The organism is Pigmentiphaga litoralis (assembly GCF_013408655.1).
Lineage (GTDB): Bacteria > Pseudomonadota > Gammaproteobacteria > Burkholderiales > Burkholderiaceae_B > Pigmentiphaga > Pigmentiphaga litoralis_A.
Genome location: NZ_JACCBP010000001.1, coordinates 1,004,002 through 1,021,681, shown reverse-complemented (window position 1 = coordinate 1,021,681; position 17,680 = coordinate 1,004,002). Strand labels below are relative to the sequence as shown.

General features: G+C 65.5%; 17 protein-coding genes. 9 read left to right on the top strand and 8 right to left on the bottom strand.

Annotated features, from left to right (window positions below):
• The first annotated feature begins 41 nt into the window (after positions 1-41).
• Complete coding sequence (alkB, locus tag HD883_RS04495; RefSeq protein WP_179587635.1) at positions 42-695, top strand: DNA oxidative demethylase AlkB; 654 nt, start codon at positions 42-44, stop codon at positions 693-695.
• A 14-nt stretch (positions 696-709) separates the two neighbouring features.
• Here the strand turns inward: alkB and HD883_RS04490 are convergent, their stop codons facing one another.
• Positions 710-1,183 carry a DMP19 family protein gene (locus HD883_RS04490; protein WP_179587636.1) on the bottom strand — a complete coding sequence of 158 codons (474 nt, stop codon included), beginning with the start codon at positions 1,181-1,183 and terminating at the stop codon, positions 710-712.
• Positions 1,184-1,438: 255 nt separating this feature from the next.
• On the opposite strand from HD883_RS04490, the gene HD883_RS04485 reads away from it, so the two are divergent.
• The 3 genes from HD883_RS04485 to HD883_RS04475 all read left to right on the top strand — a co-directional run bounded on the left by HD883_RS04485 (position 1,439) and on the right by HD883_RS04475 (position 5,249).
• Positions 1,439-1,792 carry a hypothetical protein gene (locus HD883_RS04485; protein WP_179587637.1) on the top strand — a complete coding sequence of 118 codons (354 nt, stop codon included), beginning with the start codon at positions 1,439-1,441 and terminating at the stop codon, positions 1,790-1,792.
• Positions 1,789-3,450: a M48 family metalloprotease gene (locus tag HD883_RS04480; protein ID WP_179587638.1), complete on the top strand. Its 1,662-nt coding sequence runs from the start codon at positions 1,789-1,791 to the stop codon at positions 3,448-3,450. The genes HD883_RS04485 and HD883_RS04480 overlap by 4 nt, the downstream gene beginning before the upstream one ends.
• Before the next feature lie 191 nt (positions 3,451-3,641).
• Positions 3,642-5,249: a CHASE2 domain-containing protein gene (locus HD883_RS04475; RefSeq protein WP_179587639.1), complete on the top strand. Its 1,608-nt coding sequence runs from the start codon at positions 3,642-3,644 to the stop codon at positions 5,247-5,249.
• Between the two features lie 5 nt (positions 5,250-5,254).
• Here HD883_RS04475 and HD883_RS04470 read toward each other — a convergent pair whose 3' ends face one another.
• From HD883_RS04470 to HD883_RS04460, 3 genes are all read right to left on the bottom strand, one after another.
• Positions 5,255-6,997, bottom strand: a complete 1,743-nt coding sequence (locus tag HD883_RS04470) for a CocE/NonD family hydrolase (protein ID WP_218863241.1) — start codon at positions 6,995-6,997, stop codon at positions 5,255-5,257.
• Positions 6,998-6,999: 2 nt separating this feature from the next.
• Positions 7,000-8,421: an FAD-binding oxidoreductase gene (locus HD883_RS04465; protein WP_179588738.1), complete on the bottom strand. Its 1,422-nt coding sequence runs from the start codon at positions 8,419-8,421 to the stop codon at positions 7,000-7,002.
• A 201-nt stretch (positions 8,422-8,622) separates the two neighbouring features.
• Complete coding sequence (locus tag HD883_RS04460) at positions 8,623-9,333, bottom strand: TetR family transcriptional regulator C-terminal domain-containing protein (protein ID WP_179587640.1); 711 nt, start codon at positions 9,331-9,333, stop codon at positions 8,623-8,625.
• A gap of 176 nt (positions 9,334-9,509) precedes the next feature.
• Here HD883_RS04460 and HD883_RS04455 point away from each other — a divergent pair, with 176 nt between their 5' ends.
• Both HD883_RS04455 and HD883_RS04450 read left to right on the top strand, forming a co-directional pair.
• On the top strand, positions 9,510-10,241 hold the full coding sequence (locus HD883_RS04455; protein ID WP_179587641.1) for a haloacid dehalogenase type II: 732 nt from the start codon (positions 9,510-9,512) through the stop codon (positions 10,239-10,241).
• Positions 10,242-10,243: 2 nt separating this feature from the next.
• The gene (locus HD883_RS04450) at positions 10,244-10,786 is read left to right on the top strand and encodes an MOSC domain-containing protein (RefSeq protein WP_179587642.1); all 543 of its coding nucleotides are present in this window, start codon (positions 10,244-10,246) and stop codon (positions 10,784-10,786) included.
• Positions 10,787-10,838: 52 nt separating this feature from the next.
• Here HD883_RS04450 and HD883_RS04445 read toward each other — a convergent pair whose 3' ends face one another.
• From HD883_RS04445 to HD883_RS04430, 4 genes are all read right to left on the bottom strand, one after another.
• A complete protein-coding gene (locus HD883_RS04445) occupies positions 10,839-11,507 on the bottom strand; it encodes a 2OG-Fe(II) oxygenase (protein WP_179587643.1) in 669 nt (222 codons plus the stop codon).
• 344 nt (positions 11,508-11,851) lie between these two features.
• Positions 11,852-13,294: an aldehyde dehydrogenase family protein gene (locus HD883_RS04440; RefSeq protein WP_179587644.1), complete on the bottom strand. Its 1,443-nt coding sequence runs from the start codon at positions 13,292-13,294 to the stop codon at positions 11,852-11,854.
• 14 nt (positions 13,295-13,308) lie between these two features.
• On the bottom strand, positions 13,309-14,061 hold the full coding sequence (locus HD883_RS04435; RefSeq protein WP_179587645.1) for an SDR family NAD(P)-dependent oxidoreductase: 753 nt from the start codon (positions 14,059-14,061) through the stop codon (positions 13,309-13,311).
• Positions 14,062-14,079: 18 nt separating this feature from the next.
• The gene (locus HD883_RS04430; RefSeq protein WP_373563306.1) at positions 14,080-15,069 is read right to left on the bottom strand and encodes a Bug family tripartite tricarboxylate transporter substrate binding protein; all 990 of its coding nucleotides are present in this window, start codon (positions 15,067-15,069) and stop codon (positions 14,080-14,082) included.
• A 122-nt stretch (positions 15,070-15,191) separates the two neighbouring features.
• Between HD883_RS04430 and HD883_RS04425 the strand changes: the two genes are divergently transcribed.
• The 3 genes from HD883_RS04425 to HD883_RS04415 all read left to right on the top strand — a co-directional run bounded on the left by HD883_RS04425 (position 15,192) and on the right by HD883_RS04415 (position 17,627).
• A complete protein-coding gene (locus tag HD883_RS04425; RefSeq protein ID WP_179587646.1) occupies positions 15,192-16,106 on the top strand; it encodes a LysR family transcriptional regulator in 915 nt (304 codons plus the stop codon).
• Positions 16,103-16,450, top strand: coding sequence for a hypothetical protein (locus tag HD883_RS27595; RefSeq protein WP_179587647.1), 348 nt, complete (start codon positions 16,103-16,105; stop codon positions 16,448-16,450). Before HD883_RS04425 ends, HD883_RS27595 begins: the two co-directional genes overlap by 4 nt.
• Positions 16,451-16,646: 196 nt before the next feature.
• A complete protein-coding gene (locus tag HD883_RS04415) occupies positions 16,647-17,627 on the top strand; it encodes a Bug family tripartite tricarboxylate transporter substrate binding protein (protein ID WP_179587648.1) in 981 nt (326 codons plus the stop codon).
• Positions 17,628-17,680: the final 53 nt, after the last annotated feature.

Genomic DNA, 17,680 nt, shown 5'->3' with positions numbered 1-17,680 from the left:
GGAACGCCCGCCAAGGGTGAAGCCGACAGGGCAGCACGTTCATGACCAGCGACCTCTTCGACGCCTTGCCCGACGCCCCGGGCAACCCGCAGCCCCTGGCCGACGGCGCCTGGCTCTTCCCTGGCTTTGCCCGGGCCGACGCCACGGCTCTTTTGGCCGCCATCCATTCCGTGATCGAGGCCGCGCCCTTGCGCCACATGGTCACGCCAGGCGGACACGAAATGTCTGTCGCCATGACCAACTGCGGCCCCTTGGGCTGGGTGTCCGACGCGCGCGGCTACCGGTATTCACCCACTGATCCCCAAACCGGCCAACCCTGGCCGGCCATGCCGTCGGGGCTGCGCAAGCTGGCAATCCATGCAGCCGAACGCGCCGGCTACCCGGCTTACGAACCCGATGCCTGCCTGATCAATCGTTATATTCCCGGCGCACGCATGTCGCTGCACCAGGACAAGGACGAGCGCGACGCGGCCGCACCGATCGTCTCGCTATCGCTGGGACTGCCCGCGACCTTTCTGTTTGGCGGCATGAAACGCGCTGATCGGCCGCAGCGCTACCGGCTGGCCCATGGCGACGTGGTGGTGTGGGGCGGCCCGTCGCGGTTCGTTTTCCACGGCGTCGCGCCCTTGGCCCAGGGGCATCACCTTGACGTCGGGGGCCACCGGTTCAACGTCACGTTCCGGAAGGTGACCTGATCAAGAACGCGCCTTTACACGGGCGCCTGACTGCGCACCCACGCATCCACCGGTTCGCGCGACGCTTCGATAAAGTCCGCCGCCTCGGCCAGGAACGATGACCCCTGGCGAAAATATTCGATCGATACCCCGTGCAAGGCGTTCTTGAGATCGCTGGCCGACACAAAGTCCGACGCCAGAAATTCCTGATAGGCCGGCTGGGCATTCAGGCACAACTCCACAGCCTGGTGATAACTCTGCTGCGCAGTCGTCGCCTTGGCTTCTTGCAGCATGTCATCGATCTCGGCCAGGTTTTCCCCCCGCGCGTTGTAGAAGAGCTGCGCGAAGCCGCCCTGGTCCACGTTGTACTGGAAGAAACTTGCCAGGTAGACCATGAACACGCGTGGGGGAGGGCGCTGCGAATTGTCCGCATGCTGCAGCGTTTCCTGGATGACCCGGTTCAGCTGCGCAAGCAGGTCAGTGGTGTGAACAAGGGATTCGGGCGTCATGGCAATTCCGTAGGCGAAAGGCTAGCCATGACCTTACACGCTCCAGCCCGCGGGGCGGGCTACCAAGCGTGACGACGCAGGGTGACGACGCAGATTGACGACGCAGGGGCGACGACTGCCGGCGCCCTCGTCCTTTTGGCGCATGGCACCTCGTCCTTCCGGCAACTAGGATCGTCCGGTGCGTCTGCGTCTCACTCCATCGCGTCGCGCATCCCGGGGGGGACGTTCACAATGTGGCGAATGGTGAGGCGAGGCGTGTGGGGAGCGCTGGCGGTGTCGGCGCAATTGCTGGTGGTGCCACCCGGCTGGGCCGGAGAGGGAGACGTGCTTGGTCCGGCCCCCAGCAGCCGAGCCACGCTCGACAGGTTCGACGACGCGGATGTCAACGCACGGCGCGACGCGATGGACACGGCTGCCGTCACCTTCCCGATGGAAATCCTTGAATCCCGCGGCGGATACGTCAAGGTCAAGGACGGCGCGGGCACCGACATGTGGCTGCGCAGCAGCCAGCTGCGGATCCGGCGCGATGTTCCGGCCACCGTATGCGTCGCCAGCAATCGACCTCACTATCAAGCTTCAACGCCCGGCATTGCCAGGGATTGCCCATGACCGCCGGCAGCGTTGCGCGCGGCCAGGAGGGTCTGCACGCGCGCGGCCCCGATCGCCTGGCCCTGCGCATCACGCTGACGTCGGCCCTGGCAATCCTGACAGCTTGCGAAACGATGCCGAAGGCAATTTCCAACCTGCCGTTCGCCGACAAGCTCACGTCAGCGCCGTCCGTACAGGGCGCGCTGCCGCCGCCCGAAGCCCGCACCTGGCCCGACAACTATGCCGATGTGATGAACCAGCGTGCCCGAGGCTACGGACTGGCGCGCATGCCGAATGCCGAGGCGTACCTGAACGCCCTGCATGCCCGCATCAAGACCCTGGCGGGTGTGCCGCAATGGCCTGGGCGGGTCTACGTGCTTGGCAGTCCCACCCTGGACGCCTACGTGACGTCGGCAGGAAACATCTACCTTTCCCAGATGTGGCTGGCATCGGCAGAGAGTGAAGACGAAATCGTTGCTCTGCTTAGCCATGAGTTCAGCCATGTCTATCTGCACTATCACCAAATTGACGCCTCGGTGCAGGAAGGCGATCAGGCGGCCGGACAGGCCGCCTTCACCGTCGGCCTGATTGAAAAGCCGGTGCGCGGCTGGAACCACACCGACACGCTGTCGACCAGCTACGCGCTGGGCCGTGACGTGATTGCCTCGGCATGGGGCCGGTCGCAGGAATCGGCGGCCGACAATCTGGGACTGAACCTGAGCCTGAAGCTGGGTTACGGCTACGAAGCCGGATTCAAGACGCTGCTTGAACGCATCGCGAGCTGGGAAGAGCAGAATGCGGCCAGGCAAAAAACGTTGCGTGCGGAACTGCAGGATCCAACAGGTCAGGCAACCGCTGCACGAGTCATGCAGGAGCAGGCACGCAAGGTCGTCCCAAACAGCGGTGCGCTGAACGCGCCGATCAAGGAAGCGTCGGCCAGCGTCGGAAACTGGGTGGCGCAAAGTCGTGATCAGTTGGGGCAGTGGTGGAAGTCGGCCAACAGCAGCCATCCGGATATCGCTGCGCGGATGGACACCTTGGCCAGGTCGGTCGACGCCTTGCCGCCGACGCGGGAAGATCCAGCAGGGCGCGTCGCGCCGTGGAAGCAGATGCAGTCGGATCCCCAGACCGCGACCATCCTGAACAACTATCGGCTGGCGACCCAGGCGCTGGCCAATCTGGAAGATCCCAAGGCACCCGCGTTGGCGCAGCAGGCTGCAAGCGAACCGACCGCGCGGCATGCCTTGCCCTTGCTGGCGCTGTACAAATCGCGGCTGGCGCAGCCTGCGCGTGCCGTCGCGGTGAATGCAAAGGACCCGGGCGCCGTGCTGGATGCCAATTTGACGTCGGACGCGGACCGCAGCTGGGCCGTGTACCTGGAACGCGCCATGCAACTGCAGTCGTCGCGGCAGTATCCGGCAGCCAGACGTGTGATGGACACCGGCTTTGCCTACTTCGACACGGCACGCGATGCGTGGCCCGAAGCGATCCGGTTTACCGGCCAGACGCAGGGGTGGCCGCAGGCAAAAACGCTGGCCGCAAGCTGCGCCAAACGCTTTGCCGGCATGGCAGCGGCGTGCAACGAGGCCGCCAGCAGCCCGGCCGAGCAGACCGCAGCCAACGCGGACCGCCTGCGCAAGGAAAGGCAGGTCGTCGACCAGGTCATCAAGACGCGATGAGCGCCGAGCATCCGGCTGACGGGGTGCCTGCCCGGGCAAGCGCCGCCGTGGACGGCGTTCCCTCGGGCTTCGATCCGCCCGGTGCGCTTCCCCGCCACGTGGAGGACGGAATTGTCTGCACGCACTTCGGTCGCTGGCTTCGCGATGCCATCCCGCAAGCAACAGAGCCCGCCAGGACGCCCACTCAGTTCGTGACCGCCTACGTCATGCTCGTCGTCATTTCGCTGCTGTTATTGGCGCTCGGCAGCCAGATCAACGGCGGCAGCCTGGCCGTCACGCGCTACTTTGCCCGAGGGCAAGCCCCGATCAGCGGACTGGCGTACGACTCGGCAGCCCGCAACCGGATTCTGGTGGTGCTGTACGACAGTCAGTTCCTGGCAGCCAACCGGTCGCCGTGGCCGCTGACCTATGGCGAGCATGCCGACTGGCTGGACCGCCTCGTGCCAGACGACAAGAACCTGCCTGCCGGCATCCTGGTCGACATCACGTTCGGACAGGCAAGAGTGGATCGCACGCTGAGCGAACTTGGCCAGACCTTATGTCGGATCAGGAATCAACATAAGGTGCCGATATTCCTGGCCGGCATCCCGTCGCCCACGACCGGGCAACTGCAGGTGCGTGCGGACCTTCAGGCAGTACGCGACCGGCAGGCGTCACGTGACCAGCCGCGGGATCCCTGTTTTGAATTGGTGGGCGCCTCCATCAGCCTGGATCCCGTCGACCGCCTGGTGTGGAGCTATCCGGTCGCCAGCTACCTGCACAATCAGGAATGGCAAAGCCAGCCCCCGAATGATCAGGCGCGGCCGGCGTTCCGCAGCGCGGCGTTCGCCATGGCGACGGCGGTGACACGGGCGCCAGGCACCGATCCCCGCAATCCGACGCTGGTGCCTGCCTTGGCCCTCAGCAAGGTCGGGCCAGCGCCGCCGGCCATGGCCCTGGTGTGGGGCGCTACGCCTGCCGAGCCCCTGACGGCCAACAATGCCACCATCCGCACCGGCGACGCCGCCGCGCGGCAGGTTGCGGACGGGGAGTGGCGCCATTGCACGCTGACACCTTCAGCGGCGTCGATGTGGTTCCCTGGCTTCCTGCAGCGCCTGGTGGGACGGACGCCGCCGCCGCGGCCGTGTCCCTATCATCAGACCCTGTCCATGGCGGAGGTGGGCAGCATGGAACCTGCCCAGCTGGCCGCGATTGTCCGGGACCGTTATGTCCTGGTTGGCGCAGCGATCCCCGGCTACAACGACCTGATCGAAACGCCAGTGCATGGAACGCTGCCCGGCGTCTACCAGCATGCGATGGCGCTCGACAATCTGCTCACCTATGGGGACCAGTACCGGCTGGACGAGTCCTGGAGTCTGCTGCCATCGACGCATCTGTGGGTACCCGGTCTGCTGGTGATCTGCATCGTGTTCGGGGTGCATCAAGGCTGGCGATGGCTGCGGATCGGGGCAGCCGGCTGGGCAAGAAATTACGCCGGTGGCGGGCCTGCAGACAGTCATCGCGGAGCTGGGCGCCGTGTGTGGGTCTATCTGCTGACCGGGGATAACGGCGCGCTGCCGACGTCGGTCTGCGATCGCGTCGCCCATGCGATGGTCAAGGTGCTGGGATGGGTCGTGCGCATCCTGCTGCAGGCGGCGATCGCGGCGGGCATGATTATGTTTCTGCAAGCGCATTACCGCATCGGCATGCTGCCCATCGCGGAGTTGGTCGGCATGACCCTGGTGGCCGAAGGGCTCCAGCATGTGCATCGTTTCGCCGGCATGCTGCGGGGGGATCCGGAGCATGCCGGCAAACATTGATTCGCTTATGCCCTCGACACCCGCAACACCGACGTCGCGCCGCCTCCACATGCGATCCCCAGCGTGATGACCTGTGCGTCGATGGACGCGGCGCGTGTCGGATCTTCTCCGGTGCCCGGGTTGACCGGATAGGCCGGGAACGCGGATGCCGCAATGGATAGGCGCAGCGACTCGCCTGCGGCCACGGTGACGCATGTCGACTGCATCGTCACGTCCACCAGCGGATCCGCGGGTGGCGTCCGGAAGTGCCGATAGCCGTCCGTCAACGCAATCGACTGGCCCGAAGGCGTCACCCGGGACAGCACGCATGACACGTCGAACGACGGCCGGTCGCTGGTGACGGTCAGGCGCGCGACGACGTCGCCGGCGAGCGTCAACGGGGAGGGCAGCGGCGCGGTCGTGAACGTCAGCACGTCGCCGCGCGCATCGATGCCGGATCGGTCCGCGGGTCCGTTCGGCACGCCAAAGGCGCCGCCAAACGCAGGCACCGGCCGCCAGGGATCGTGGGCGACATAGGCGGTGGTTGGCCCCGAGGTCCGTGCCGCTGTCGATGCCGCCGCCGACTCCATCCAGGAAGCGGCCTCAGCACTCTGCACGTCAGCACCCGCTATTGCTTCTACAGCAAAAGCCATCGGTTCCGCCCGAAGCAGCTTGCCATCGGCCGAGTCGATCGACGCCTTGCCTGACGTCGACAGCACCCAATCCACCGGCGCATCAGGCCACGCGTCAAACTCGCGCCACGCTTTGCTGCCCAGGTCGAACAGGCGCATCGGCTTCGCCTGGTCCACGCCGTTGTCCGCGCCTTTCAGCCACCGGTCGAACCATTGCACTTGCAGTTCATCCATGCCGCCATCGGCCGCCGGTCCAAAGTCCGTGCCGCCCACCTTGCGCACCCACGGAAAATGCAGCCAGGGCCCGACGACCAGCCGCGACGGCACGCCGGCACTGGCGACGGCGCGAAAGCCTTCAATCGTGGGTTCCAGAAATGTGTCGTACCACCCGCCAATGAACAACATGGGCAGCTTGCGCGCCGCGATCTCCGGCAGGCGGGCCGCGGCGGATAGCCCCGTCCAATAGGGATCCTCCGCCGGCGTGTCGATCCACCGATGGTAGTGACTGATCTCGCGATGCCGCTCCATATACGCGGGCCGGGCCTGCACCGTTTCGTACAGCGGCAGCCCGCGCGAGGCGGCCATCAATTCGGTAAAGGCCTGCGTCATGCCTTCATGCCGCGCCGTGTCGGCCGCCAGCTGCGTCGCCCAGCCCAGCGAGCCCTGCAGCCGCAGCGCGCCGTTCACATGGCTCCACCCTTCGCGGCCTTGCCAGGGACCCATGGCTGGGGCAATGGCTTTGAGGGCAGGGCAGTCGTCGCCCGCCAGGATCAGCTGGTTGAAGGCCTGGTACGAAAAGCCGTACATGCCGACGGTGCCCGTGGTGCCTGGCAGCTGGGCAGCCCAGGCGATGGTGTCGATGCCGTCTTCGCGTTCATGTTCACCAATGCGGAAGAAGCCTTCGGACGTGCCGCGGCCGCGGATGTCCTGGATCACAACGACGTAGCCATGCGCGGCATACCAGGCCGGGTGGGCATAGCAGACGGTGGACGCCACGCCGCGTCCATACGCTTGCCGCATCAACAGGACGGGGTAGGGGCCGCCGGTGGCGGGCTGCCATACATCGGCGTCCAGACGCACGCCGTCGCGCGTGGTCATGGACAGGGTGCGGGCGGGCAGAACGGGCAGCATGGACATGGTCAGATGGCACCTTCCGCCAGCAGCGTCGCGCGCTGTTCCCACGCCCGCAACTTGCCCGGGTTCAGCAATCCTTGCGGATCGAAGTCCGCCTTCTTCGCCAGCACGGCCGGGTTCGGCTTGCCCTGCTTGCCATCCTCGACCACATACACATGCGGATTGTTGATGTGCACTCCGCGATCGCGATGCATCTGCATCAGTTCCTGCAGACGTTCCTCGGTCGAAAAGCGGATCAGCTGCAGCCCGCTGCAATTGATCGCGCCTTCCTTGGTCCGCAAGAACTCCAGGTGCATCAATACCTCGCCGTCCAGTTCGCGGTGGATGTCCTTGATCTGCTGCACATAACGTGTCGGGTCGAACGCGCTCTGGATGTAGGTCAGCGACTTGTCGATCTTCATGGCGTGCAGCGTGGTGTGGTTCCACGTGAATTCGATCAGGGTCTTGCGGGATTCGATGACGTCTTCAGCCGACTTGCGATAGGTAATGCGACCGCCAAATGCGTCAAGCAGACCCAGCATGCCCGGCTCCGATGATTCGGCCAGCACCAGCAGCACGGCGTGGCAGCCGTCAGGCAGGTGATCGGCCAACGCCGTCATGTAGCTGGGGATGGGCGCGGCCAGCAGGCAGATTTCCTTCTTGATCATGCCCGGCCCCGATGCCACGGCGGCAGCAAAGTCGACGGCTTCATCAAAGCCGTCGAACACCGCCACGCATTCCATCCAGGACTGCACCGGGGCAAGGGCGACTTCCACTTCCAGCACGATGCCGTTCGTGCCGTAGGCGTGATGCAGCAGCATGGCGTCGGCGCCGCGCAATTCCAGGATGCGCGGTTCGGCTTCCACGGTCATGACCTTGATGCCGAGCACATTGCCCGGCGCAGCCAGCGGGCCGTAGGTGATGGACCCGGCACCGCCAAATCCGCCGCCAAACAGGCCGCCCAGCGTCGCGCTGCGGAAGGTGGACGGCAGCCAGCGCAATTCCAGGCCGGACTTGCGGGCGTATTCGTCAAATTGCGCCAGACGGATGCCGGCCTGCGCGCGGCCGACACCATTGCGCGCCCAGCAAAAGCCGTTGTAGCCGCTCATGTCGAGCACGACGCCGCCATGCAAGGGAATCGCCTGGCCGTAATTGCCGGTGCCGCTGCCGCGGATCGTGATCGGCACATTGGCCGCCGCGCATGCCGCGACCACCCTGCGCAGTTCGTCTTCGGTCCGGGGCCGCACAGCGATGTCGGCGCTTTTGTCGGCCAGTTGCCGCTTCAGCACCGGGCTGAACCACGCAAAATCCTGCGACAGGCGAGCGACCCGGGACGTGTCGGTGACCCAATCCAGATCGGGGATCAAGCCGGGGAGGGCCGCGGCGGATGCGGCAACGGCGGACGTATCGAAGGCGGACGCGCCGACGGGGGACGCATCGACGGGCATCGTACGGAAGGCGGGCGACTGTGAGGCGGACGAATCTGCGGGCATGGCGGTTCCTGGACAGGTCCGGTCATGCGGTCAACCCTGGGCTGAGCAACGCTGACCGATTGATTTGATCGTTCGGTCAAATTAAGCAATCGCCGTGCCATCCTAGGCCTTGCTGCTGTCGTCGGGGCCACGGGCCTCGCACGGCCCGCAGGTGCGCTACAGCGGTGCGAGGCCGCAGCCGAGCAGCACCAGATTAGTGATTTCGCGCACGACCGTATCGCGGGGCAGGGGAAGAGACCTATCCGGCGGGTCCGACCGGCTGACGTCACCTTCGGCATCACTCGCCACATCGTCTTCGGCGTGCCCTGTCGCCTGCAGCATCACCCGCACTTGCAGCGCGTAATCGGCGTAATGCTGCGTCATGGCCCAGATGTGCATCAGCAGCAGGCGCGCGTCCAGCGCGCGCAGCTTGCCTTCGGCCACCCAGCGCTCGATCAGGTCGATCTTGGTCTGTGTCGACGCCAACGCGACCGGCCAATAGCTGCCCAGGTTGGGACCGCCATCCAGCAGCTCGCGGGTGAACAGTCGGGACAACATCGGATTGTCGAGCGAATAATCCACCTTTTCGCGAATGTACCGGACCAGCACGGCGCGCGGATCGTCTTCCTGGCCGTCGACCACGAACACGTTGGACCATCCTGCCAGCACTTCACGCAGCAGTTGCTGGTACAGCTCGTCCTTGCCGGCGATGTAGTAATGCAGTTGCGGTTTGGTCAGCCCGGCGCGCTGCGCGATCGCCTGCGTCGACGCGCCCTTGAACCCGTGCTGACTGAATTCAATGATCGCGGCGTCGCGGATCGCGGCCAGGATGCGGGCGCGGCCCGGGCGATTCCGGGTGCGGGGTGCGGCGGCAACAGGCGATTCCATGGGCGGCAAGGAAAAAAGGAGGAGGGTGGGGGAGGAACGACAGCAGCAGGGCCCCCGGACCGGGCTGCCGGGAATTTAAGCATGAAACCCCGTCCGCGCCGAGGCTGCCCCGCAGTCGTCAGGCCCTATGATGTCGGACTGACGCTTACGTCTTACCCCACGCAAGGAGATCTGCCATGCCCCATTCCCCGCTCGCCACTGTGCAGGCGTTGGTGTTCGATGTTTTTGGAACCGTGGTGGATTGGCGTAGCGGCGTGGCGGCCCAGGCGGCGACTTTTCTGGCCGCCCAGGGTCAGGCGTCCGCCGATCCGTACGCATTTGCCGATGCCTGGCGCAAGCGCTATGCGCCCGCCATGGCCGATGTGCGCCAAGGCAAGCGGCCCTTCGTGCGGCTGGACGTGCTGCATCGCGAGAACCTGGAGGCCATCCTGCCGGACTTCGGCATCCAGCGAAAAGACGTTGCCGACGACGCGCTGAACACGCTGAATCTGGCGTGGCACGCACTGGCGCCGTGGCCCGATTCGGTCGCCGGACTGAGGCGCCTCAAAAGCCGCTACATCATCGCGCCGCTGTCCAACGGCAACATCCGGCTGATGCTGGACATGGCGAAGCAGGGCGGTCTGCCGTGGGATGCCATTCTGGGCGCCGAAGTGGCCCAGGCGTATAAGCCGGCGCCCGAAGCCTACCTGCGCACGGCCGATGTGCTGGGACTCGACCCCTCGCAAATGTGCCTGGTCGCCGCGCACAACGGCGATCTGGCTGCCGCACGCGCCTGCGGTTACCGCACCGCGTTCGTAAAGCGCCCGACCGAACATGGCCCGAACCAGACCACCGATCTTGCGGCCGCGCAGGATTGGGAGGTGATCGTCGATGACTTTGGCGCGTTGGCGACGGCGTTCGGGGTCTGATGATGGGTGCTGTCGTTCACGCCGTCCATCTCAGCCCGACCCATAGCTTCAGCAAGACCACCCAGTTCAGCATCCGTGTCCTGGAAGGCCTGGGCGTGGAAGGGGACGCGCACATGGGCGTGACCGTCAAACACCGGTTTCACGTCAAGCGCGATCCGACCGCCCCCAATTTGTGCCAGGTCCACCTGATCCCGGACGAACTGCACGACACGCTGCAGGCGGCCGGCTTTCCGGTCACGGCCGGGCAGTTGGGCGAAAACATCACGACTCGAGGCATGACCCTGGCAGACCTGCCAGTTGGCACGCGGCTGGCCATCGGCAACGACGTCGTGCTGGAACTCACGGCCATGCGCAACCCGTGCGTCTGGATCGAACGTTTCATGCCGGGCCTGCTGGCGCAGGTCAAAACGACGGATGAAAACGGGAAAGTGATCCGCAAGGCCGGCGTCATGAGCATCGTGCTGCAGGGCGGTGAAGTTCATGCCGGCGACCCGATAGCCGTCACCTTGCCGCCCTTGCCGCACCGCGCGCTCAAACCGATCTGACGGGTCGGCCTGCACGCGGGCGGGCCGTGGGCGCCGCTGTTTCAGCCGGCCATTACTTGGGCGCCTGGCGGAACCAGCCGGCCAACGACAGGCGGTCACGGGTGGACGGCAGCACTTCATGCGGCATGTCGGCGGACATGAACAAAACCAGCCGTCCGGCATCGGGCTGCACATCGATCGATGCCGACCCCGGCGGATGCAGCCGCAGCGCGCCGCCATCCGCCAGCGACCATCCTTCGTTCAGATACAGCACAGCCGACACCACCCGCGCATCGTTGTCCCGGAATCGATCCAGGTGCCGCACGTATCCCGCGCCCGGCGCGTAGCAGGCAAAGTGCGTTTCGTAGTCTCGCAGACCCAGAAAGAACTGGCCATTCAACGCATCACGCACGCCGTCCATGACCTGCATATACGCATCGCAGGCAGGCGACAGTCCCCGTTCCAGCCAAAGAATCCGGTCGCCCCGCAAGGTCGGCACCGTCACGCGCGCCGAGCCGATCCCCACGCCAGCCGGCCGGAAGCTGCCGTCATCCGCGCGCTGGCGGCATTCGGCGGCAAGCTCGGCTGTGAGCAAGGAGGGCAAAAACAGGGGCTGGTCGGCCCAGCCATGATCGGCCAGGTGATCCAGCGTCGCGGCAAGCAGGATCCCGGAGGGGCACAAAGGCGCGGGCACGGGCGCAGACACGGCGATACCCGCGGCAAGCGGACACACGGACGACATAAGACGAGGACTTCCTGGCGATCGGGCGGTACGGCGACCTGTCGATAGCCAAGATCAGCTAGCGTCCTGAGTGCGTCGTCGAATCGGAATCGGCGTGATTCGACGGCGGGTGCGTGGCGTTCATTATGCCCGGTCGGCGGGCTCAACCGTACGGTTCACCAGGCGTTCAGCCTCCTGGATGGGCAGCGCGCCGCGCTTGCCCAGATAGCGGACGAAAGACGCCATCGGCACCGCCCCACACGCGCAACTTCATAACTCGCATAATGTATATTATGTCAACTCACGTTGATACGTAAAAGGACGGGTTGGCCATGCACGCCCTCCAACCCGTCCCACCTATCCCTTTACCGATCCGACACCTTCACCACCACCGTCTTGATCTGCGTGTAATGGTTCAAGGCCTCGGCGCCTTTCTCCCGGCCGTAGCCTGAATTCTTGAACCCGCCAAACGGCGTCTCCACGCCGCCGCCGTGGTAGTTGTTCACGTACACCTGCCCGGCATCCAGCGTTCTGGCCATCCGCATCGCGCGGTTCACGTCCTGCGTCCACACGGCGGCGGCCAGGCCGTAGTCCGTGGCATTGGCGATCGCCACGGCATCCGCCTCGTCATCGAACACCATCACGCTCAACACCGGGCCAAAGATTTCTTCCTGAGCCACCCGCATGGCGGGCGTGACGCCGGTCAGCACCGTTGGCGCAACGAACCAGCCCTTGCTGCCCACGCCATCCGGACGGCCGCCGCCGCAGGCAACCGTGGCGCCTTCATTGCGCGCTACGTCCAGATAGGACAAGACCCGATCGTATTGATCGCGCGTGGTCAACGGCCCCATGGATGCGCCGTGCCGGGTGTCGCCCACCTGTTCCTTGGCGGCCAGTGCCGCCAGACCGGCGACCACCTGGTCGTGGATGCCGCGTTGCACCAGCAAACGCGATCCGGCCGAGCAGATCTGGCCCGAGTTGCCCATGATGGCGGCATAGGCGGCCGGAATGGCGGCGTCCAGATCCGCATCGTCGAACACGACATTGGCCGACTTGCCGCCGAGTTCCAGGCTGAGCGGAATGATGCGTTCGGCCGCGACGGCGCCGACTTGCCGGCCCGCCCGGATTGATCCGGTAAACGTCACTTTGCGCACGAGCGGATGGCCGACCATGGCCGCGCCTGCTTCGGCGCCGTAGCCCGGCACGACATTCAGCACGCCGGGCGGCAACCCTGCCGCGCTGGCGATACGGGCAAGTTCCAGGCAGGAAAACGGCGTTTCTTCAGACGGTTTGACGACCGACGTATTGCCGGCGATCAGTGCCGGCGCAATGCCCCGCGCGGCCTGTTGTAACGGCGAATTCCACGGAACGATGTTGCCGCACACGCCGAACGGCTCGCGAATCGTGAAGGTGTGCAAGGCAGGATCGCCCACCAAGGTTTCGCCTCCCAAGGCATGGGCCAGGTCCGCGTAATAGTCGAAATACCGGGCGGTCACGGCCACGTCGTTGCGGGACCGTGCCAGGGCCTTGCCGGTTTCTTGCGCCTGCAGCGCGGACAGGTCCTCGGCCTCGGCCCGGATCGCCGCAGCCACGTTGCGCATGATCTCGGCGCGCCGGGTCACGCCCAGCGCTTTCCAGGCCGGAAACGCGGCGTGGGCGTCTTTTACCGCGGCATCGATATCGGCTTCCGATCCGCGTGCCACGCGCGTCAACAGGTCTTCGGACGCCGGATCGACCTTGTCGAAGTATTGCCCGTCCAGCGGCGCGCGCCAGTTGCCGTGGATGAAATGGTCATATTGCGTTTTCATGGTCTCCCCTACCCTCAATTCATGGTCATGCCGCCGTCGACCGTCAGGTTCTGACCGGTCATCATGCGGGCTTCCGGACGGACCAGGTACGCCACCGCGCCGGCAATATCGCCTGGCTGCAGGTCTTCGTGCATGGCGCGCGCGTCGCGTGATCCGGCAAGCTGGCTTTCCCGTTGCCCTGCCGTGGCCATGACGCCATCGCTCAAGGTAAAGCCAGGGGACACGGTATTGACGCGTACGCCAGACTCGCCAAGTTCACGGGCCAGAACGCGGGTCATGGCCAGGACGGCGCCCTTGCTGGCCACATACTGCAGCAGCATGGGATTGCCCTTGGCGACGGCAGCCGACGCAATGTTCACGATCACGCCCGCCTTGGCCTCGCGCATTGTTGGCGCGACCATGCGGCAGCAATGCCAGACGCCCTCCACATTGACTTCGAACACCCGGCGCCATTCGTTCGGCGGAATCTGGTCGAACGGCCGCTTGGCCAACGACGTGTAGATGCCGGCATTGTTGATCAGGACATCGATGCGCCCGTATCTTGCCAGCACCGCCTCGGTCATGGCCTGGACCTGTTCCGCGTCGCTCACATCGGCGTCATGGCCAAGCGCGTGCTCGCCCAGGTCCTGGGCGGCGTCGGCCGATCCTTTCAGATCAACGATCACCACCTCAAAATCGTCTTCAATCAGGCGGGCTGCGATCGCCCGCCCGATTCCCTGCGCGCCACCGGTCACGATGGCGACGCGTGCTGTGTGTCTGTCCTGCATGCTTCGGTTTCCTTGCATTCAATTCATGGTGGCGCCGGAATCCCGGGCGATGGCTCCCCAGCTGTCCTTTTCCTTTACAACAAAGCGGGAAAAGTCCTCGGGCTTGCTGATGACGGGCTCGGCGCCAATCGCGTTGAGCTTTTGCGTGATGGCGGCCGAATGAAAGCGGGTGTTCAAGGCGTCGGCCAACTGCGCGACCAGCGCGGGCGGCGTGCCCTTGGGCGCCCACAAGCCATACCAGTTGGTCAGCACATACGACGGCAGGCCCGACTCTTTCATCGTGGGCACGTCCGGCAGCATGGACGACCGTTCGGGTGTCGTCACCGCCAGGGCCTTCAGCTTGCCCGCCTTTACGAACGACAGCGAAGACGTCATGGAGTCGAACATGACCTGCACCTGCCCGCCCATCAGGTCGGTCAGCGCGGGCGAGCTGCCCTTGTAAGGCACATGCAGCAGATTGACGCCCGCCACTTTCTTGAACAGTTCGCCGGCAAGATGCGGTGCGCCGCCATTGCCCGCGGACGCAAAGGCCACCTTGCCCGGATGGTCCTTGATATAGGCAATCAGTTCGCGCACGTTGTTGACGGGCAGCGATGTGGGCACCAGCAGCGTCAACGGGACCTGCACCAGCTGCGTCACCGGGGTGAAGCTGTCGATCACGTCAAAGCTCACCTCCTTGAAGATGGCCGGGTAGATGACGTGCGCGGACGCGTTCACAAGCAAGGTCGCCCCGTCCGGGCGGGCGCGCGCCACCATGTCGGCGCCGACCATGCCCCCTGCCCCGGCCTTGTTTTCCACCACGACCGTCACGCCGAGCGACTTGGCCAGTTCATCGGCGGCCATGCGGGCGGCGATGTCGGTCGGCCCGCCGGGGGGATATGGCACGATCATCCGCACGGGGTTGGCGGGATACGGACCGGCTGCTCCGGCGCCGGCCGCCATGGCAAACAGCAAGCCTGCGCAGACGGCCCGCGCGGACGGCGTTAATGAAAGGCGGAAGGGCTTCACGTTGTCTCCTGTCGTTATGGATCTTGTGCAGGCAGTGTAGGAAGGACGTCGCCTATTAGTAAAATGCATTCGATTCGACCAATAATGCATGTATTGCATAAATCGGCGTACCGGCGCATTCCATGCACAACTTCGACATCCTCGGGCTGGAGGCCTTTGTGGCCATTGCCGACCTGGGCAGCTTCACGCGCGCGTCGCGCTACCTGCATATTTCCCAGACGGCGCTGAGCCGCCGTCTGGCCAAGCTGGAGACCGCGGTGGGCGGCGCGCTGATCACGCGGAGCACCCGTGCGTTGCAGCTGACGCAGCCCGGCGCGCTGTTCCTGCCGCGTGCCCGGCGGCTGATCCGCGAACTGTCGGTGGCCATGCAGGAACTGAAAGAAAACACGATGCAGGGATACGGCCAGGTCATTTTTGCGTGCCTGCCCACGATCACGGCCAACTTGCTGTCGCCGGCCATCGCCGCCTACGGGCGCCTGTTTCCGCGCAATCGCCTGCAGATCCTGGATCGTTCGGCCACCGAAATCCGGGACGCCGTGCAGCGGGGCGACGCCGAATTCGGCATTTCCGTGCTGGCCGGCGACACCGACAGCCTGGTACGCCGCCGCCTGTTTTCCGACCCCATCGCCCTGGCCTGCCCGGCGGACCATCCTTTCGCCAACAGCAAGGCGGTGTCGTGGGCGGACCTGAAGGACCAGGCCCTGATCGGGATTGGTGCGCTGAGCGGCCTGCGGGTGCAGATCGAAATGGTGGCCAAGCAGCATGGGTTTCCGATTCGCCATGCCTATGAAGTCCAGCATCTGGCGACTGCGGTCGGCCTGGTGGCGGGCGGCGCGGGCATTGCGGTGCTGCCCCGAGGCGCCTGCAGCGGCTTGGGCGCGGCAGGCTTGCGGGTGGTGCCGCTGGTCGAGCCCCATGTCGAACGGGTGATCGAAATTTTTGTGCGGGAAGGCCACGTGCTGTCACCCGCCGCCGAGCCCTTGTTCACGCTGCTGGTCGACACCTTGTCGGACAAGGCGACGGCGGAGGCAGCATGACGGCACGCAAAGCGGACGTCACCGCCTCGCGTTATCCCGACACCCCCGACGGCCGCTACTTCGTCGTGCGCGGCCGCCTGTGGCGCAAGTCGAATCCGTCGTTGTCGGAAGACGATCGCGCGGTGCTGGTCAAACAATTGATGGATGCACGCCGGGCCTTGCGGGGCACGCCGCCCCAAGCGGAAAGCGACGCAGCCCATGCCGCCGTCGACCAGGCCAAGACGGCGCTGGGCGAACGGGGCCCGGTCTGGTGGACCGACGGCGCGCCCGACTACAACCGCAAGATGGTAAAGAACACGCCGTATGCGGCGTGGTTCGCGGGGTTGACCGACACAGGGGATTGAAACGGCAGGCGGGACGACGGAAAGGCGACGTGACGGGCCGACGTCCCCCATGGCGACGCCCCGGCACCCGCTTCTTCCCCGATCCGCATTTCTGCTTTGTCATCCCGGTGCTGGGACTGCGTCCCCGGGCTTCCTATACTCGTGCCAACTCGAAAGGCGCCCTTGGCAGCCGACATAGCCGAGCACAGGAGACCGCATGACCCCACTTCGTTTCACGGCATCCGCCGTGGCCGCCGCCGTCGTTACGATCGCGCTTCCCCTACACGCCGCCCACGCCGCCGACACCTGGCCCAGCCGTCCGATTCGCCTGGTCGTCCCGTACGCCGCGGGCGGCCCGACTGACGTCATTGCCCGTCTGATCGCACAAAAGATCGGCCCGTCTCTGGGCCAGGCCGTTGTGGTCGAGAACAAGCCCGGCGCTGGCGGCACCATTGGTGTCGACAACATGGTGCGCGCCACCGGGGATGGCTACACGATCGCGCTCGCTGCGCCGGGCCCCCTGGCCGGCATGCAGACCTTGATGAAAGTGCCCTACTCGCTGGATGACATCCAGTATCTGACCCTGGTCGCGCGGATCCCGGCGGTGATTGCCGTGAATGGCAAGTCGCCCTATACGTCTTTGAAGGACCTGATCGCGGCCGCCAAGGCCAAGCCGGATGCGCTCAACTACAGTTCGGCCGGTGCCGGCACCACGCCGCACATTGGCGCCGAACTGTTCAAGCAGGAAGCCGGCATCCGCATCACGCACGTGCCCTACAAGGGCGCCGCCCCGGCGGTCACTGCCGTGTTGAGCAACGAAGTGCAGATGACGATGGTAGATCTGACGCCCGTGCTGCCGCACGTTGCCACCGGTGGCATGCGGGTGCTGGCGATCGCGGGCAAGCAGCGCGCAACGCAGCTGCCGGATGTGCCAACCACGGCCGAAGCCGGTATGCCGAACGTGTTGATGGACACCAATTACGGCATTATTGCCCCGGTGTCGACGCCGCCTGAAGTGGCGACCAAACTGCGCAACGCCATCGTGGCTGCCTTGCAGGACCCGGAACTGAAGCAGAGCTTTGCCAAGCAAGGCGCGGATGTGCAGACGTCAACGCCCGCCGAATACCGCGCGTTGATGAAGCAGGAAAACGCCAAGTGGCAGAAGGTGGTCACGCGCGGCAACATCACGCTGGAATGACCTGACGTGACATGACGTGGCACGGCTGGCGTTCAGCTCGGGCCGTTCCGCAC

Excerpts from the sequence above, each read along its gene's own strand:
- HD883_RS04480 (WP_179587638.1), top strand. The coding sequence starts at position 1,789 with ATGACCGCCGGCAGCGTTGCGCGCGGCCAGGAGGGTCTGCACGCGCGC.
- HD883_RS04450 (WP_179587642.1), top strand. The coding sequence starts at position 10,244 with ATGGGTGCTGTCGTTCACGCCGTCCATCTCAGCCCGACCCATAGCTTC.
- HD883_RS04465 (WP_179588738.1), bottom strand. The coding sequence starts at position 8,421 with ATGCCCGTCGATGCGTCCCCCGTCGGCGCGTCCGCCTTCGATACGTCC.
- HD883_RS04470 (WP_218863241.1), bottom strand. The coding sequence starts at position 6,997 with ATGTCCATGCTGCCCGTTCTGCCCGCCCGCACCCTGTCCATGACCACG.
- HD883_RS04460 (WP_179587640.1), bottom strand. The coding sequence starts at position 9,333 with ATGGAATCGCCTGTTGCCGCCGCACCCCGCACCCGGAATCGCCCGGGC.
- HD883_RS04440 (WP_179587644.1), bottom strand. The coding sequence starts at position 13,294 with ATGAAAACGCAATATGACCATTTCATCCACGGCAACTGGCGCGCGCCG.
- HD883_RS04455 (WP_179587641.1), top strand. The coding sequence starts at position 9,510 with ATGCCCCATTCCCCGCTCGCCACTGTGCAGGCGTTGGTGTTCGATGTT.
- HD883_RS04425 (WP_179587646.1), top strand. The coding sequence starts at position 15,192 with ATGCACAACTTCGACATCCTCGGGCTGGAGGCCTTTGTGGCCATTGCC.
- HD883_RS27595 (WP_179587647.1), top strand. The coding sequence starts at position 16,103 with ATGACGGCACGCAAAGCGGACGTCACCGCCTCGCGTTATCCCGACACC.
- alkB (WP_179587635.1), top strand. The coding sequence starts at position 42 with ATGACCAGCGACCTCTTCGACGCCTTGCCCGACGCCCCGGGCAACCCG.
- HD883_RS04490 (WP_179587636.1), bottom strand. The coding sequence starts at position 1,183 with ATGACGCCCGAATCCCTTGTTCACACCACTGACCTGCTTGCGCAGCTG.
- HD883_RS04415 (WP_179587648.1), top strand. The coding sequence starts at position 16,647 with ATGACCCCACTTCGTTTCACGGCATCCGCCGTGGCCGCCGCCGTCGTT.
- HD883_RS04435 (WP_179587645.1), bottom strand. The coding sequence starts at position 14,061 with ATGCAGGACAGACACACAGCACGCGTCGCCATCGTGACCGGTGGCGCG.
- HD883_RS04445 (WP_179587643.1), bottom strand. The coding sequence starts at position 11,507 with ATGTCGTCCGTGTGTCCGCTTGCCGCGGGTATCGCCGTGTCTGCGCCC.